Source organism: Ruegeria sp. CDSC051 (genome assembly GCF_059610665.1).
The window spans coordinates 169096-183237 of record NZ_JBXWOC010000004.1 but is presented as its reverse complement, the minus strand read 5'-3'; the positions used below and the strand labels follow the sequence as shown (position 1 = coordinate 183237).

Genomic DNA, 14142 nt, shown 5'->3' with positions numbered 1-14142 from the left:
ACTGGCAATGGCGGATTTGAAGGCCTTGATTTCCGACTGGGCGCAGTCGGGTTGTGTCGAATGGATCGGATTGCGGCCTGCACGACGAGATGAGTTGCAGTTGGTTGAAACTGCGATGATTTCGGCCAACGGTCTCGATGGCGACCGAAGCCGTGCAGGCAAACGGGCCGTGACGCTGATCCAGCAGGAGCATTTAGCGGCGATTGGGTCTTATCTGGGGCAGGGGCCGGTTGCGCCTGAAATACTGCGGCGCAATTTGGTGGTGTCGGGGATCAATCTGGCGGCCCTAAAAGAGCGCGAGGTTCAGGTGGGGGAGGCTGTTTTGCGGTTCACAGTCATCTGCGCCCCTTGCAGCCGGATGGAGGAGGCGCTGAGCAAGGGGGGCTATTCTGCCGTGCGTGGGCATGGCGGGTGGTGTGCCGAGGTTGTTCGGCCCGGGCGGGTGCGGCTTGGTGATGCGGTACAGCCGATTGATTGACAACGCCCTTCAGTTCTGAACATCAGCAAGGGATGCAACGCAGTGACATTCCATATGTGCGGCCCGGGCAGGTCGTGGGGTTGTTCGGGGGGTCATTTGATCCGCCGCATAAGGGCCATGTGCATGTGACACTCGAGGCAATGAAGGCCTTTGGGCTGGATCGGGTGTGGTGGCTGGTCTCTCCGGGCAATCCGTTGAAAGAGCACGGGCCTGCGCCATTGGCGCGGCGGGTGAAGGCAGCGCAAGCTGTGATGCAGCATCCACGTGTCGAGGTGACGGATATCGAGGCCCAGACCGGCACGCGCGCCACGGCAAATACTGTCGCAGCCCTGAAAAAGCTTTATCCGCAGGTCAGGTTTGTCTGGCTGATGGGCGCGGATAACCTGGCGCAATTCCATAAGTGGCAGGATTGGCAGTCGATTATCGAAACCGTACCGGTTGGCGTTGTTGCCCGTCCCGGAGACCGCATCTCTGCACGTATGTCCCCTGCGGCGCGTCGCTATGCCGACTACCGGATTGACGGGCAGGCGCGGCATTTACTCGGCCGGGCACAGGCCCCGGCGTGGTGTTTTGTGAATGTGCCGATGCTGGATGTCAGTTCGACCCAGTTGCGCATTCAGGGGGATTGGGGCAACAAGGTGTTGCCTGAATAGCCCCTGTGGGCCCATAATTCGGATCTCAGGTTGTTTGCCTGTGATCTCTGGGATTTTAATTGACCCATGATTGATCGTTATTCGCGACGAGGATTTATTGCTGGGCTGGGCGCGGCCCTGATGCCTGTAGCCGTTATGGCTGAGGCACCGCTGACGTCACTGAGGCCTCAGCTTCGTAATGAGCCGATCGTAGGTGTTGAGCGCTTGGTCGATGCCGCGAACCTGCGCGGCGAGGTCGCCTTTGCCGTAGCGGACGCCAATACAGGCGTAGTGCTTGAGACCTATGGTGGCGACCGGAGCCTTCCTCCGGCGAGCGTTGGCAAGGCTCTGACCGCGCTCTATGCGCTGAATGTGCTGGGTGCCGATTACAGGTTTGAGACTGCATTGGTCGCCGAGGGGCCAATAGAAAACGGCATATTGAACGGCGATCTTGTTCTTGTTGGCGGTGGTGATCCATTGCTGGATACGGATGCGCTGGCCACGATGGCGGCAAACTTGCGCGAGGCCGGAATCACCGAGGTTCGCGGCGCGTTCAAAGTTTATGATGGCGCGTTGCCTTACGTGTTCAGCATTGATCCGGGGCAGCCAGATCATTTGGGGTACAGCCCTGCGATCAGCGGCATTTCTCTGAATTTCAATCGCGTGCATTTCGAGTGGAAAAAGCAGGGCGCCAGCTATGACGTGACCATGGATGCCCGAAGCACGCGCTATACCCCTGCAGTGGAAGTGGCGTCCATGAAGGTCGAGGGCCGCAACCTGCCGATCTATACCTACGAACCCAGCGCCCGTCAGGACCGGTGGACTGTTGCCAAAGGCGCGTTAGGTAGCGATGGGGCGCGGTGGCTGCCTGTCCGCAAGCCCGCGCTTTATGCAGGTGACGTTTTCAGAACATTGGCCCGATCCAACGGAATTGTGCTGGGGCGGACGCAGGTCACGCGGCAGATGCCGAATGGAACGCCTTTGGTCATTCATCAAAGCGACCCGCTCAAGAGCATATTGCAGGGCATGCTGAAATACTCGACCAACCTCACTGCCGAGATGGTAGGGCTCGCTGCCTCGAGGGCGCGCGGTACGCGACCGCAGACTTTGGCGGAGTCAGCCGCCGAGATGAACAGATGGGCCACAGAGACCTATGGTGTGACCGGGGTTGCGATGGTCGATCATTCAGGGCTTGGGGGCGATTCACGCGTAGCGCCCGAGGATTTGGTGGTCGCGCTGCTGGCGGCGCAGAAAGCCGGAGACCTCCGGCCTTTGCTGAAGAAATTTACCCTTGCCGACAGTCAGGGGCGGCCGGTCAAGGATCATCCGATCAGAGTGAATGCGAAAACCGGAACCCTGAACTTTGTCTCGGGCCTGGGCGGGTTCATAACCTCACCGGATGGGGCAGAGCTGGCCTTTGCGATATTCACGGCCGACATAGAGCATCGCGCAACGATCCCCCGAGCGTATCGTGAACGGCCCGAAGGCGGGCGGAGCTGGAATAACAGGTCGCGCAAATTGCAGCGCGCACTGATCGAAAGGTGGGGGAAGCTGGCCGGCAGCAGCTGATGTCAGGTCGTGTGCCGTGCCCGCGCGCCGCGCTCGATGGCAGCGGCATGCAAACGGTCGATGTCCAACTCGTAACGGATTTCCTCGAGCAGCCGCAATTCGGATTCTGCCAGCGTACCATCTGCAGCCGCAACATCACATGCAAGCGCATAGGAGGTTTCGTTCAGGCGTTCGGGCAGGTTGTCGCGGATCAGTCCAAACAGGGCATCCAGACCATCTTCTTGTTCAAACAGATCGAAGACGATTTGGGAAACGCGATACATCCGGTCGATGTCATATTCTGCAAAGACAGGCAGCATGTTGACCGCGCCCTCGATCTTGACCAACTCGGCGGTGCGGATGGTCTCATCTGATGCAGAGATCGCAACCATAATCGCCACGAGGCAATCTTGAGGAGACATCGGGTGTGGCACTTGGTTGGTCATAGGGGTGTCCTGATTGAACTGTTCTGATCCCGCACGATAGGTGGGGCAGGGAATAGGTTCAACGGATTTTGGAGCGATAGATCAAAGAATGGGCAAAGGGCCACGTGTTTTCGTCTGCCGCAGTACAAAATTGCTGCGAGTGTCGCGGACTAACCCCGATTTCAACAGCCTTTGCATGATGAACGCCTCAAGATCTTCGGGTGTTTTCGAATAGACTTTCAGAATGAAGTCATGATCCCCGGTGATTGAGGCGCACTCGACAATCTGAGCCTCGGTCTCAACCAGCCGCAAAAACGAAGTGATGCTGTCTTCCTGATGATCGCGCAGCGCAACATGAACATAGGCTATTGCGTTCAGGCCAACGGATTTGGCGGGCACACGAGCGGTATAGCCTGCCACAACCCCGGCAGCTTCGAGATCGCGAACCCGCCGCCAACATTGCGAGGCAGACAGGCCGGTACGATCCGCGAGCTCTTGCATAGACAGACGGCCATCGGTCTGAAGCTCTTGCAGGATGGCGATATCCGCGTTTTGAAGCATTTGCGTCATATCTTTTGAGTTTGTGAGATGTTTCGTTCATATTGTATGATCCTGAAAAACATTCAAATGAAATTTTTCACGATGGCTGGCTATGCTCTTTTCAGGAGGAGCTTCCATGCCAAAGTCGACAAAATACGTCGCCAAGGTGGCCAATGCCAATGGTCACATCACATATACCGACGAAGAGGATGCTGTCTGGGCTGATCTTTATGCCGCTCAGCAAGAGAACGTACAGCGCTATATGGCGCGTGATTATCTTGAGGGGCTGGACCGGCTGGAGCTTCCGAAAACCCGTGTTCCATCATGCGCTGATATTTCTGAGAGGCTTCTGGATATGACAGGCTGGAAAGTGCAGCCTGTACCCGCGCTGATCGGGTTCAAGACCTTCTTTGACATGTTGGCCGACCGGGTTTTCCCGGCGGCCTCGTTCATCCGGTCCCGCGAGGATTTCGATTACATCGAAGAGCCTGACATCTTTCATGAGATTTTCGGCCATACCCCACTGCTGAGCGATCCGCGATTTGCCGCCTTCAGCCACGCTATCGGATTGGCGGGGGTGCAGGCCGGTGAAAAAGACTATGCTTGGCTGATCCGGCTGTATTGGTTCTCGATCGAATTTGGCCTGCGGCGTCAGGATGGGGTGATCAAGGCGCTGGGATCGGGGCTTGCCTCATCCCCGACCGAACTTGTCTACGCGGTGGAAAGCGAAATACCCGACCGCGATCCCTTTGACGTTCTGACGATCCTGCGCACGCCCTACCGGATTGATATGCACCAGATGGGCTATTTCGTGCTGGATGACCCCGAGGAACTGTTTGCTGCCGCCGATCGGGATTTGCTGGCGGATGTGCATAAGGCGCAATCACTGGGCCTGTTGCCGAATAAGTTTCCCGAAAAGGCAACAGCGGCGGAGTAAGCTGGATATGACCACATCAGAACAAACCTGCACCCTATCGGATCGGACCTGTGCCCCTTGTTCCGGCGGCATTCCAGCTTTGAACCGTGATGCGGCAAGCGCGCATCTGGCCCAGTTGACCCCGGACTGGTCGCTGGATGCGGAGGCAAAAACACTCAGCCGTCATTTCAAACTCAAAGGTTTTGCCAAGGCGGCCTATCTGGCAAACCTTTGCGCCTGGCTTGCCGATCAGCAAGGGCATCATCCCGATATCAGATTTGGATGGGGATATGTGGATGTTCAGCTGACGACCCACGAAATTGACGGCCTTAGTGAGAATGATTTCATCTGGGCGGCCAAGTTGGATCAGTTAGTCGTCTGAGGCCAGTTTCCAGACAGGAAAAACAGCTTGCTTTATTGACTCATGCTGCACCGGCACAATAGGAGGGGTCGGTCGGCGGCAAACGAAAGCCGACGCTGTTTTCCCGATGGAGCTTAAAGAAAATGTCTGAACTGCGTGAAACCGCGATGTCGTCCAAGGCCTGGCCTTTTGAAGAGGCGCGCCGGTTGCTCAAACGCTATCAGAAAGGGGCTCCGGACAAGGGGTATGTGTTGTTCGAGACGGGCTATGGCCCGTCCGGCTTGCCGCATATCGGGACATTTGGCGAGGTGGCGCGGACCACCATGGTCAAGCGTGCGTTTGAGGCGCTGTCGGATATTCCGACTAAGCTGATCTGTTTCTCGGACGATCTGGACGGTATGCGCAAAGTTCCCGGCAACGTGCCGAATCCCGAAGCGCTTGAAGAGCATTTGCAGCGTCCTCTGACTTCGGTCCCTGATCCGTTCGGCGAATACCCAAGCTTTGGCGAATACAACAACGCAATGTTACGCCGGTTCCTCGACACTTTTGGGTTCGAGTATGATTTCTATTCGGCGCGCGACTTTTATCGTTCGGGTCAGTTTGACGAGATTCTGAAGCGGGCGGTCGACAACTATGATGCCGTAATGGCCATCATGTTGAAAAGCCTGCGAGAAGAGCGGCAGCAGACCTATTCGATCTTTCTGCCGATCCACCCCGAAACGGGTCGGGTTCTGTACGTGCCGATGAAAAAGGTCTGCGCCGAGACCTATACCGTCACCTTTGATGACGACGACGGCAAGGAATGGACGCTGCCGGTCACGGGGGGCAACGTAAAGCTGCAGTGGAAGCCGGATTTCGGTGCGCGCTGGGCCGCGCTGGGCGTTGATTTTGAAATGTATGGCAAGGAACATGCCACCAACGAAAAGATCTATGACGCGATCTGCCGGGCGTTGGGTGGCCGTGCGCCAGAGCATTTCAGTTATGAGCTGTTTTTGGATGAGAACGGTCAGAAGATTTCGAAATCTTCGGGCAATGGCGTCTCGATCGACGAATGGCTGACCTATGCACCGACTGAGAGTCTTGCGTATTTTATGTATCAAAAGCCCAAGACCGCCAAGCGGATGCATTTTGATGTGATCCCCAAGGCCTATGATGAATATCATCAGCAACTGCGGGCCTATCCGGGGCAAGAGTTGAAGGCGCAGCTGAACAATCCCGTGTGGCATATCCACGGTGGCGATGTTCCTGAATCGACGCTGATGGTGCCGTTTGCGATGCTGTTGAATCTGGCGTCAGTTTCGGGGGCCGAAGACAAAGAAGCGCTGTGGGGCTTCATCCGCCGCTATGCGCCCGAGGCTACGGCAGAGACGCATCCTGATCTGGATCAGGCGGCGGGATTTGCGGTCCGCTACTTTAACGATTTCGTCAAGCCCACCCGCCAGCACCGGGCGCCGACGGATCAAGAGCGCGAAGCGCTGGAGGCGTTGAAAGCAGAGCTGGCGGCATATGACGGACCGATCGAGGATGAGGCGCTGCAATCGGTGGTCTACTCTGTCGGGCGCGAGCGGTTTGACCCTATGCGGGGCTGGTTCACCGCGCTCTACGAGGTGTTGTTGGGCGCATCCCAGGGGCCGCGATTTGGCGGGTTTATCGCGCTTTACGGCGTGCCGGAAACCATTGCGCTGATCGACAAGGCGCTGGCTGGAGAGCTGGTCTGATTTGACCTGATCGCGTGTGGGGCTATCCTTCGATCAGGAGGTGGCCCCATGCGTCGTTTATTGCTTGCTGTATCTTTGAGTGCCGGACTGGCATCCGGAGCCATTGCCCAAAACGCCGAGATCGAGGCGAATATCGCGGGGCAGATACAGGCGTTCAAGGCGGATGATTTCGCAACCGCCTTTACATTTGCCAGCCCCACTATCCAGCGCCTGTTCGGAACGCCTGAGAATTTCGGGGTGATGGTCCGGCGTGGCTATCCGATGGTCTGGCGGCCTGCGGACGTGCGGTTTCTGGAACTTCGCGAAATTTCAGGGGCGTTGTGGCAGAAGGTGATGATCACGGATGGCGACGGGCAGGTTCACATTCTGGACTACGAGATGATCCCTCAGGGACAGAGCTGGAAAATCAATGGCGTGCAGCTTTTGGGCAATTCGGATCCGGCGGCGTAACGCAACACCACCGTCACGGTGATATGAGCGGCGGTTAATTCCTTTTCGATACTCAGGCTTTTGCGTTCGGGGCCGACCCCGAACACTGGGTTTATGCGCGTGGTGATTGGCCGCTGCGCGAATGGGAAAGGGATTTCTATGAACAAGGCAATCACCGACGGCATCGTGTTCATGCCGCCTGCTTTCGCAAACGGTCTGAACGTATGGTCAAGTGGTGACGGAACACCGGGTTCGCCAACCTATCATGGATCGGGGAATGGTGTATTTGTTCCGGCGGACGCGGATTTTGGCGGATGTCTGGAAATTCTGAAGGTGAACGCAACACAACAGCTGCGCTATATGGGTCAGACACCGCTGCTGCCCGGGTGCTACTTACAGATCAAAGCCCGGATAAAAGCGATTAGCGGCCCCTTGCCCGAAGTTCGTATCGCCGCCTGGGCGGGCGGGGCAGGTGATGTTCAGGTGCCGGGCGTGGTCGAACAGGGCCCGGCAACACAGCTGTCCGGGTACGGCACCGTGCATGAAATCAATGCGATTGTTGGCGCGGGGCAACGGATGGGCGTGGATATGCCCTGGGGTGTTTCCGCCCTGTACGGGCATTTCGGGTTGGATATTGAGGGCACCAACGGGGCTGTGGTCCGGGTTGACGACATCGAAATCACGGATGTTACCAATGTGTTCCTGCGCGACATGATCTCTCTGGTCGATGTGCGCGATTTTGGGGCCGTGGGCGATGGCGTGGCAGATGACACGGATGCGTTTGTCGCGGCTGATCAGGCGGCGAATGGGCGGCGTGTTTTTGTCTCGAATGGCACTTACCTTTTGACGGAGAACACGACGATCTCGTCTGAGATTGAATTTGAGGGCACGGTCACGATGCCCGATGACAAGATGCTCTTGCTGACCAAGGATTTTAACCTGCCAGCCTATATCACCGCCTTCGGCGCCGAAGATCTGGCGTTCAAAAAGGCCTTTCAGGCTTTGCTGAACAACTCGGATCATGAATCGCTGGATTTGGGCGGACGCAAGATTTCGGTGAGCGAGCCGATTGATATGGCGGCGGCGGTTCCCAACAAACAGACAGGGTTTTCTACACGGCGGATCATCCGCAATGGCCAGTTCGATGTTCAAAGCAGTTCGGCCTGGGACACCGAGACATTCACATCTCTGGCAAGCTACAGCCCGTCGGACCCAACGCGTTTGACCAATGTTGCGAATGTGGCCAACATTCCTGTCGGCGCGCTGGTGCAGGGCAGCGGCGTAGGCCGCGAGATCTATGTCCGGTCCAAGGATGAGGGGGCGGGAGAGATCACTTTGAACGCCCCGATCTATAACGCATCCGGGACGCAAACGTTCACCTTTTTGTCTTTCAAATATCTGCTCGATTTCAGCGGTTTCAGCACGTTGCGCAAGTTCGGAATGGAAGAGATCGAGTTTCAATGCAATGGCCGCTGTAGCGCAATCCGCCTTGCGCCGTCAGGCAGCACATTTGCCATAACGAACTGTTTTATCAGCCGACCTTTGGATCGTGGTATCACCTCGATCGGTACAGGGTGTCAGGGCATGTTGGTCGATAATTGTCAGTTCCTGTCTTCTGAAGAGTCCTTTGACGTCTCGGATCGCAAGTCGATTGCGTTGAACTCAACGGCCAATGACATCAAGTTGCGCCACAATCGCGCGGTTCGTTTCCTGCATTTTGCGGTGCTGGCAGGGACCAACAACATGGTCCTTGGTAACCATTTTTTCCAGGGAGACAGCATCGCTCAGGGCGTGCGCTCGGCCGGTTTGGTCATGATCGGAACTTACAACAGCTCGACCATTGCCGAGAACTATGTCGATAACTGTTTTGTCGAATGGACAAATGAGCGGGATTCAGACCCTGTTTACACCGCTGGCTTCTCGTTCAGCGCCATGAGCATTACCGACAATATCTTCTACTCGAACGAGGTCGCTCCCTGGTTCAGCAGCATTGTCATTCGTCCCTATGGCGCCGGGCATTTCCTGAACGGCGTCGTCGTGACGGGGAACAAATTTCGGTCCATCAACGGAGGGATCGCCCGGGCCGAACGCGTGGACACGACATTCGCTGATCTGAACAACACAGCCCATTTGAACGTGACGTTTGAAAACAATACGTTCCATGGTGTAACTGCTAAAACCGCAAATCCACTGAGGGTACGGCACACGCAGAACACCGCTGCAACGGCTTGGACGGTGTCTTCTGAGGATCGGTTGCCCTTTGGTGGCAAGGCGCGCAGTTGTGACTCGGTTACCGTTCTGGGACCTTTGAAGACAGCGCTTGGGTCAACCAAATATTCGCACCCCTATGTCCTGCTGGAGCACGGGGTGGATGGATCTGATATCCAGTTACGCTGGCCTGAGGGTCTGAAGGGCGAGGTTTCAGCAATCCTGAGGATGGAGCGCTGACGGTGCGGGCGTCTGCCTGAATTAATGTAGGAACGGATTGGACTTAGAATTCGTTCCACAAAGCCAGTCTGATGCCCGTGTTTTTGCGGGCATCGTTTCTTTCCACCCCCAGAACCCAGGTAGTAGAACTGTCTTTGGTTCGGATCATGACCGAGGGGCGTGCCTTCCAATATATTGAGTGCCCAGACCTGTAGGCCGTTTCGATTTGGATTAGGGGATTGATCAACCTGTCCGATGAAAGCCCTGTTGTCAGGTCGAGCTTTCGATAGATGTCATCATGTGTTCGGTTTTCGATGGCGGCATCGATCGCGATCCAACCGCTTCCCAAGGCGCTCTGGAATCCTTTGCCGTAAGACAGCGTCACTTTGTACTGTGCCCAGGCCCGTTCTTGTTTGTGATATGCACCGGCACCAAATTCAGCAGCGAACCGACCCCATTGGCCCAAATCCGCTACTGGGACACGGGCAAAGATGAGTGCATGGCCATAGAGGTCTTGGTTTTGCTCGAAATCAAAGCCGACCGTCAGGTTCTGGCTGTATCCCCATTCCGCATAGAGAGAGGTTTTATAGTCGTACCCATCCTCAGGGAGCCGAAAAGCTGTCAGTGAGGCAGCTGTGAATGCTGCATCCTTTTCTCGCAGCCATGCACCTGACCAGGCAGGAGAGGCCATCAGCAACAGGTGCAATATCAGGGCAAAGCGATACATGCTTGCAGCTTCCGTCAGCATGGTTAACGGAGTGTTAGTGTTTTGTTCATTTTGAACTGAAAAGAGCGCGCCTAGGCCAAAAGGAAACACAAGACCTTTCAGAATCCTGTGTTAGGTTTGAGACAAACAAGGGAGTTTCAAGATGCCAAAGATTTCCAAAAACGCTACTGTGCAGACCGTAATCACAACATTTGAAATGACGCCTGGCACCTGCCAGGATCTGCTTGAGGCGTTGACGGATGCCTATGCCAGCTTCATCTCAAAGCAACCTGGATTTGTTGCAGCGGGATTGCACGTGAATGACGCCCAGACCCGGATTGCCAATTATTCGCAATGGGAGCGTCGCGAGGATTTTCTGGCCATGCTGCGTACGTCAGAAATGCGTGATAGAAACCGTAAAATCAACGAGCTGTGCAAGAGTTTTGAGCCCGTCATGTACGATGTTGCGGAAACCTTCAACTGATCCTGACCTGGATCAAGGTCACGCGTCTGGTAATCGACCAGTATACTTGAGCAACCAAGGAGGCGCGTGCCATGTATCACAATATTCTTGTACCAATTTCATTCGACGACGCGCGTGATATGCCGTCCGCATTGAAACTGGCGCAACTGTTGGCGGCACCCGAGTCGCAGGTCACGTTGCTGCACGTGGTCGAACATATACCGGCCTATGCCAGCGCTTATATGCCGGTCGGGTATCTGGACGAGGCGCGCAAGGCCGTTCAAGCCGAGTTGGATGCGCTGGCAGAAAATATTTCGGGCGCCCGCGGAGTCGTTGTCGAGGGGCATTCCGGTCGGACGATCCTTGACTGGGCCGACGTGAATAAGCCGGATCTGATCATCATCGCGTCTCATCGACCAGGTATGCAGGATTTGCTTTTGGGCTCCACCGCTACCCATGTTGTCCGCCACGCTGCATGCTCAGTGCACGTGGTGCGTTAGGTCTCTGCCAGATCACAAGCGAGCAGCCAAGAATTTGGCGGTCTGTCTTGTTTGCTTGGTCCAGGCTCGTAGAGCGTCCTGCATCGTGACAGAGTTTCACAGATATGTTTGTCCCTTAGGTATCGGCATCCCACAGATACTGGTGTATTGATCGGGAATGCAGCCAGAAAAGACCACTCCCAAGGCGCTGTTCACGGATCCGAAATCGGCCAAACGTGTTCAACGCGCCGAAGCTCTGCGCCGGCGCGCATTGTCACCGGTGCGGATTCTGCTGATGGTCCTCATGTTGCCGCTGACGACAGGCATCATTGCCCTGAGCGTCTGGTTGCGCACTTCCGAATTCGAGCGTGATGAGGCGGTTTTACATCTTGTTGCCCTTGCCGGATGTGGTGCTGCGCTCTCGGTTCTTCCTGGTCCGTTTCTGGAGGGCGAGCCGGGTTATCACCTGCAAAACGATCCCGATCAGGATGGTGTGGCCTGTGGAGTGATTGCCCCGAATGCAGAACAAAGCGCTGCCCCTCAAAAACGCGTTGGCAATGCCAAATTCGTGAGGCCCTGACAGGTGGGTAAGGACTTCGGAACAAAGAGGCTGAGCCGATGACGCGAGCAGAGTTCAACAGTTTCTGCGCGGGCCTGAAGGCCAGCTCTCATGTGGTTCAATGGGGCAACGCAGACGTGTGGAAAGTGGGGGGCAAGGTGTTTGCGATCTGCGGCTGGAACGACGGTCAGGACGCCTTCACCTTCAAAGCCACTGAACTGGCCTTTGAGGTGCTGAGCGACGAACCCGGAATTCGCCCTGCGCCATATCTGGCCTCGCGCGGGATGAAATGGCTGCAGGTCTATGAGGACCGCGGGATGAGCGACACGTCGCTGCGCGAGCATATCGTGACGTCCTATGATCTGGTCGTGGCCAAGCTGACCAAGAAGATGCGGGCGGAACTGGGCGTATAGGAATGGGTCATTCCATCCGCCACCCAGCCCATTTCACCTTTACTCACTTGCGCCAATAGTTGTTCGCCGCCGCCACGGTCTGGTAATTTGTCGCCACGACATGCGAGACCATAGTTAGGCTGTCCGCATCGTTTTCGTAGATCGGCCTCAGGCGCTGACGAATCTCGTCATTGGGCTGAGTCTTCTTAACCGCCATCCGTGATAGTTTGATTGCCAGGTTAAATCCCTCCTCGGGTGTCTCGGTGATGAGCGTTGTTAGCCAGGACATGTGTTGCCTCCTATATCGTGCACGATAATATCGAGCACGGTATAAACGACCTTGTGGGTGTGGGTCAATGAATTATATCGTGCACGATATAAGCGAGCGAAGGTGCTGCCGTGACAGATTCTCCGACCCAACCGAAGACCGACGAGATGTTTTGCCATGCGGTCTATACGTCATGGCATGTGATCAACCGCGCTTATAAGAGACACCTCGGCCCGCTAGGGCTGACCTATCCGCAATACATCACCCTGACCCTGCTGTGGCAGAGAGACCGGCGAAATGTCAGTGAGTTGGCCAACGCGTTGTCGATGGAAACCAGCACGCTGACCCCGCTTCTGAAACGCCTTGAGGCCGACGGACTTGTCGACCGAACCCGTAGCAAAGAGGACGAACGCCAGGTTGTTGTTTCTCTGACAGGGGCGGGATCGGCATTACGGTCTGTGGCGCATGAGATCACCGCCTGCATGATCGCCGATACCGGGCTGGACGAACCTGACTTAGACCGCCTTTTGAATACGCTGGAGAAGCTGAAAGCCAGCTTGTCACAGGCCGGCAATTAGCACAGGCCGCAAACACGGTGAACGGCGCTTTGGAAGTTCGGGTTCGATCTGGCTGCGGCTGTGGAATCACAATATGTGAATTCAGATGTCGAGCCTTCCGCGCTGGGCAGCAACTCTGACGTGTCAGTGGCCCAAATACAGTGAGGCGTATGGTTGAAAATGGCCGCAAATCACGCGTATCAATGTGAGATTTCGGGCTGCCGTGCTAGGTTGCGTGCGGCGGGGTCGTTCCGACCGCGCCACATGGCGATATCGCCGGACGAGGGAGGAAGATCATGTTCGCACGTATTACTCAATTCAAGATGAAGCCCGGCACGCGTGAGGCGGCGACGGCGAAAATGAACGCATTGAAATCAGAAATCATGGGCATGCCCGGCATGCACAGCTTTACCAATGTGATGAACGAGGACGGGTCGGGCTATGTGATCTCGGTTGTTGAAAGCGAGGCGACCTCGAACGCAAACGCACCCAAAGTGGCCGAGCTGTGGGGCCATTTCGCCGAGTTCATGGAAAGCCCGCCGACCCCCGTCGGCTATGACGTGGTCGCGCACTGGGATAAGGGGTAACGGTTTGGGCGGGATATTCTAGCCCTTTCCTTGACCCGGTGTGTAGGATGGGGTTTTACCCCATCTCGCGAATTGGGCCACCTCGGAGTGATGGTTTGGAAACCCATCGTACGCTAGCTGGGTTTTGCTATGATGAGAAGAGTGCTAGTCAATCCATGGATTGTAGGGATTGTTACAGTCTGTGTTTGCCGGTTCATATTTGGGGCAATCTTTGACTTAGAGCCGGTTTGCTATGATGGGTGGAGGTCACCCTCGATTGGTCGTTCAGGTGCTTGTTCACACCACGGTGGCGTTGATCGAAGCGCTCTAGCGACTGCTAATTTCATAAGCTTAGTAATCGGCATCATTTTTGGAGTTTTTATCAACTCTTCAGAGTCCTCAAGCCGGGACTCACAGAAGGACATCAGCCAAGAGCCAAAAAAATCCAATACGCACAAAGAACGGCAAGGGTTCGTGGTGGAAAAAGAATGTTATCCTGAATTTTCGGACGCCCCAGCAAAAGACAACCGAACAGAAACTGAAATTCAAGCGAGAAATGCCGAGGCGGCACGGAGATCGAAGATCCATTTAATGAAGCAATTGGCAAAAATTCCAAAGGTTGAGGCACAGCCCGCTAAACGCCGCATCAAGAAAAAGCGGCGATAGCATAGTCTCTAT

The 14142-nt window shown here is 55.8% G+C and carries 19 protein-coding genes; 15 read left to right on the top strand and 4 right to left on the bottom strand.

What is annotated here, in order from left to right; all coding sequences use genetic code 11:
- The first annotated feature begins 7 nt into the window (after positions 1-7).
- The 3 genes from AC2FH0_RS11465 (at position 8) to dacB (ending at position 2679) form a co-directional block, all read left to right on the top strand.
- The gene (locus AC2FH0_RS11465; RefSeq protein ID WP_496789370.1) at positions 8-478 is read left to right on the top strand and encodes an MOSC domain-containing protein; all 471 of its coding nucleotides are present in this window, start codon (positions 8-10) and stop codon (positions 476-478) included.
- 32 nt (positions 479-510) lie between these two features.
- On the top strand, positions 511-1131 hold the full coding sequence (locus tag AC2FH0_RS11460) for a nicotinate-nucleotide adenylyltransferase (RefSeq protein WP_496700825.1): 621 nt from the start codon (positions 511-513) through the stop codon (positions 1129-1131).
- A gap of 66 nt (positions 1132-1197) precedes the next feature.
- On the top strand, positions 1198-2679 hold the full coding sequence (gene dacB, locus AC2FH0_RS11455) for a D-alanyl-D-alanine carboxypeptidase/D-alanyl-D-alanine endopeptidase (protein WP_496701697.1): 1482 nt from the start codon (positions 1198-1200) through the stop codon (positions 2677-2679).
- A gap of 2 nt (positions 2680-2681) precedes the next feature.
- Here the strand turns inward: dacB and AC2FH0_RS11450 are convergent, their stop codons facing one another.
- Entirely contained in the window at positions 2682-3104 is a 423-nt protein-coding gene (locus AC2FH0_RS11450) for a tellurite resistance TerB family protein (protein WP_142635642.1), read from the bottom strand.
- Positions 3105-3185: 81 nt separating this feature from the next.
- A complete protein-coding gene (locus tag AC2FH0_RS11445; protein ID WP_246097185.1) occupies positions 3186-3653 on the bottom strand; it encodes an Lrp/AsnC family transcriptional regulator in 468 nt (155 codons plus the stop codon).
- A 106-nt stretch (positions 3654-3759) separates the two neighbouring features.
- On the opposite strand from AC2FH0_RS11445, the gene phhA reads away from it, so the two are divergent.
- The 5 genes from phhA to AC2FH0_RS11420 all read left to right on the top strand — a co-directional run bounded on the left by phhA (position 3760) and on the right by AC2FH0_RS11420 (position 9495).
- Positions 3760-4560: a phenylalanine 4-monooxygenase gene (gene phhA, locus AC2FH0_RS11440; protein WP_496691747.1), complete on the top strand. Its 801-nt coding sequence runs from the start codon at positions 3760-3762 to the stop codon at positions 4558-4560.
- Positions 4561-4567: 7 nt separating this feature from the next.
- A complete protein-coding gene (locus AC2FH0_RS11435; protein WP_496709166.1) occupies positions 4568-4921 on the top strand; it encodes a 4a-hydroxytetrahydrobiopterin dehydratase in 354 nt (117 codons plus the stop codon).
- Between the two features lie 122 nt (positions 4922-5043).
- Positions 5044-6618, top strand: a complete 1575-nt coding sequence (locus AC2FH0_RS11430) for a lysine--tRNA ligase (protein ID WP_496691746.1) — start codon at positions 5044-5046, stop codon at positions 6616-6618.
- Positions 6619-6666: 48 nt separating this feature from the next.
- On the top strand, positions 6667-7068 hold the full coding sequence (locus AC2FH0_RS11425) for a DUF4864 domain-containing protein (protein ID WP_496691745.1): 402 nt from the start codon (positions 6667-6669) through the stop codon (positions 7066-7068).
- Positions 7069-7206: 138 nt separating this feature from the next.
- The gene (locus tag AC2FH0_RS11420) at positions 7207-9495 is read left to right on the top strand and encodes a glycosyl hydrolase family 28-related protein (protein WP_496691744.1); all 2289 of its coding nucleotides are present in this window, start codon (positions 7207-7209) and stop codon (positions 9493-9495) included.
- A gap of 43 nt (positions 9496-9538) precedes the next feature.
- On the opposite strand, the gene AC2FH0_RS11415 is transcribed toward AC2FH0_RS11420, so the two are convergent.
- Positions 9539-10222: a hypothetical protein gene (locus AC2FH0_RS11415; RefSeq protein ID WP_496789369.1), complete on the bottom strand. Its 684-nt coding sequence runs from the start codon at positions 10220-10222 to the stop codon at positions 9539-9541.
- 121 nt (positions 10223-10343) lie between these two features.
- On the opposite strand from AC2FH0_RS11415, the gene AC2FH0_RS11410 reads away from it, so the two are divergent.
- The 4 genes from AC2FH0_RS11410 to AC2FH0_RS11395 all read left to right on the top strand — a co-directional run bounded on the left by AC2FH0_RS11410 (position 10344) and on the right by AC2FH0_RS11395 (position 12094).
- Positions 10344-10664 (top strand): antibiotic biosynthesis monooxygenase family protein, encoded by a 321-nt coding sequence (locus AC2FH0_RS11410; RefSeq protein ID WP_142635654.1) that lies wholly within the window; start codon positions 10344-10346, stop codon positions 10662-10664.
- Between the two features lie 71 nt (positions 10665-10735).
- Positions 10736-11143: a universal stress protein gene (locus AC2FH0_RS11405; protein ID WP_496688893.1), complete on the top strand. Its 408-nt coding sequence runs from the start codon at positions 10736-10738 to the stop codon at positions 11141-11143.
- 157 nt (positions 11144-11300) lie between these two features.
- Positions 11301-11702 (top strand): excalibur calcium-binding domain-containing protein, encoded by a 402-nt coding sequence (locus AC2FH0_RS11400; RefSeq protein WP_246097187.1) that lies wholly within the window; start codon positions 11301-11303, stop codon positions 11700-11702.
- 38 nt (positions 11703-11740) lie between these two features.
- Positions 11741-12094: an MmcQ/YjbR family DNA-binding protein gene (locus AC2FH0_RS11395; RefSeq protein ID WP_142635658.1), complete on the top strand. Its 354-nt coding sequence runs from the start codon at positions 11741-11743 to the stop codon at positions 12092-12094.
- A 43-nt stretch (positions 12095-12137) separates the two neighbouring features.
- Here AC2FH0_RS11395 and AC2FH0_RS11390 read toward each other — a convergent pair whose 3' ends face one another.
- Entirely contained in the window at positions 12138-12362 is a 225-nt protein-coding gene (locus AC2FH0_RS11390; protein ID WP_496789368.1) for a hexameric tyrosine-coordinated heme protein, read from the bottom strand.
- 110 nt (positions 12363-12472) lie between these two features.
- On the opposite strand from AC2FH0_RS11390, the gene AC2FH0_RS11385 reads away from it, so the two are divergent.
- The 3 genes from AC2FH0_RS11385 (at position 12473) to AC2FH0_RS11375 (ending at position 14130) form a co-directional block, all read left to right on the top strand.
- The gene (locus AC2FH0_RS11385) at positions 12473-12919 is read left to right on the top strand and encodes a MarR family winged helix-turn-helix transcriptional regulator (protein WP_281972495.1); all 447 of its coding nucleotides are present in this window, start codon (positions 12473-12475) and stop codon (positions 12917-12919) included.
- Between the two features lie 275 nt (positions 12920-13194).
- Positions 13195-13485, top strand: coding sequence for an antibiotic biosynthesis monooxygenase family protein (locus AC2FH0_RS11380; RefSeq protein WP_496696316.1), 291 nt, complete (start codon positions 13195-13197; stop codon positions 13483-13485).
- Positions 13486-13614: 129 nt separating this feature from the next.
- Positions 13615-14130: a DUF3761 domain-containing protein gene (locus AC2FH0_RS11375; RefSeq protein WP_496789366.1), complete on the top strand. Its 516-nt coding sequence runs from the start codon at positions 13615-13617 to the stop codon at positions 14128-14130.
- Positions 14131-14142: the final 12 nt, after the last annotated feature.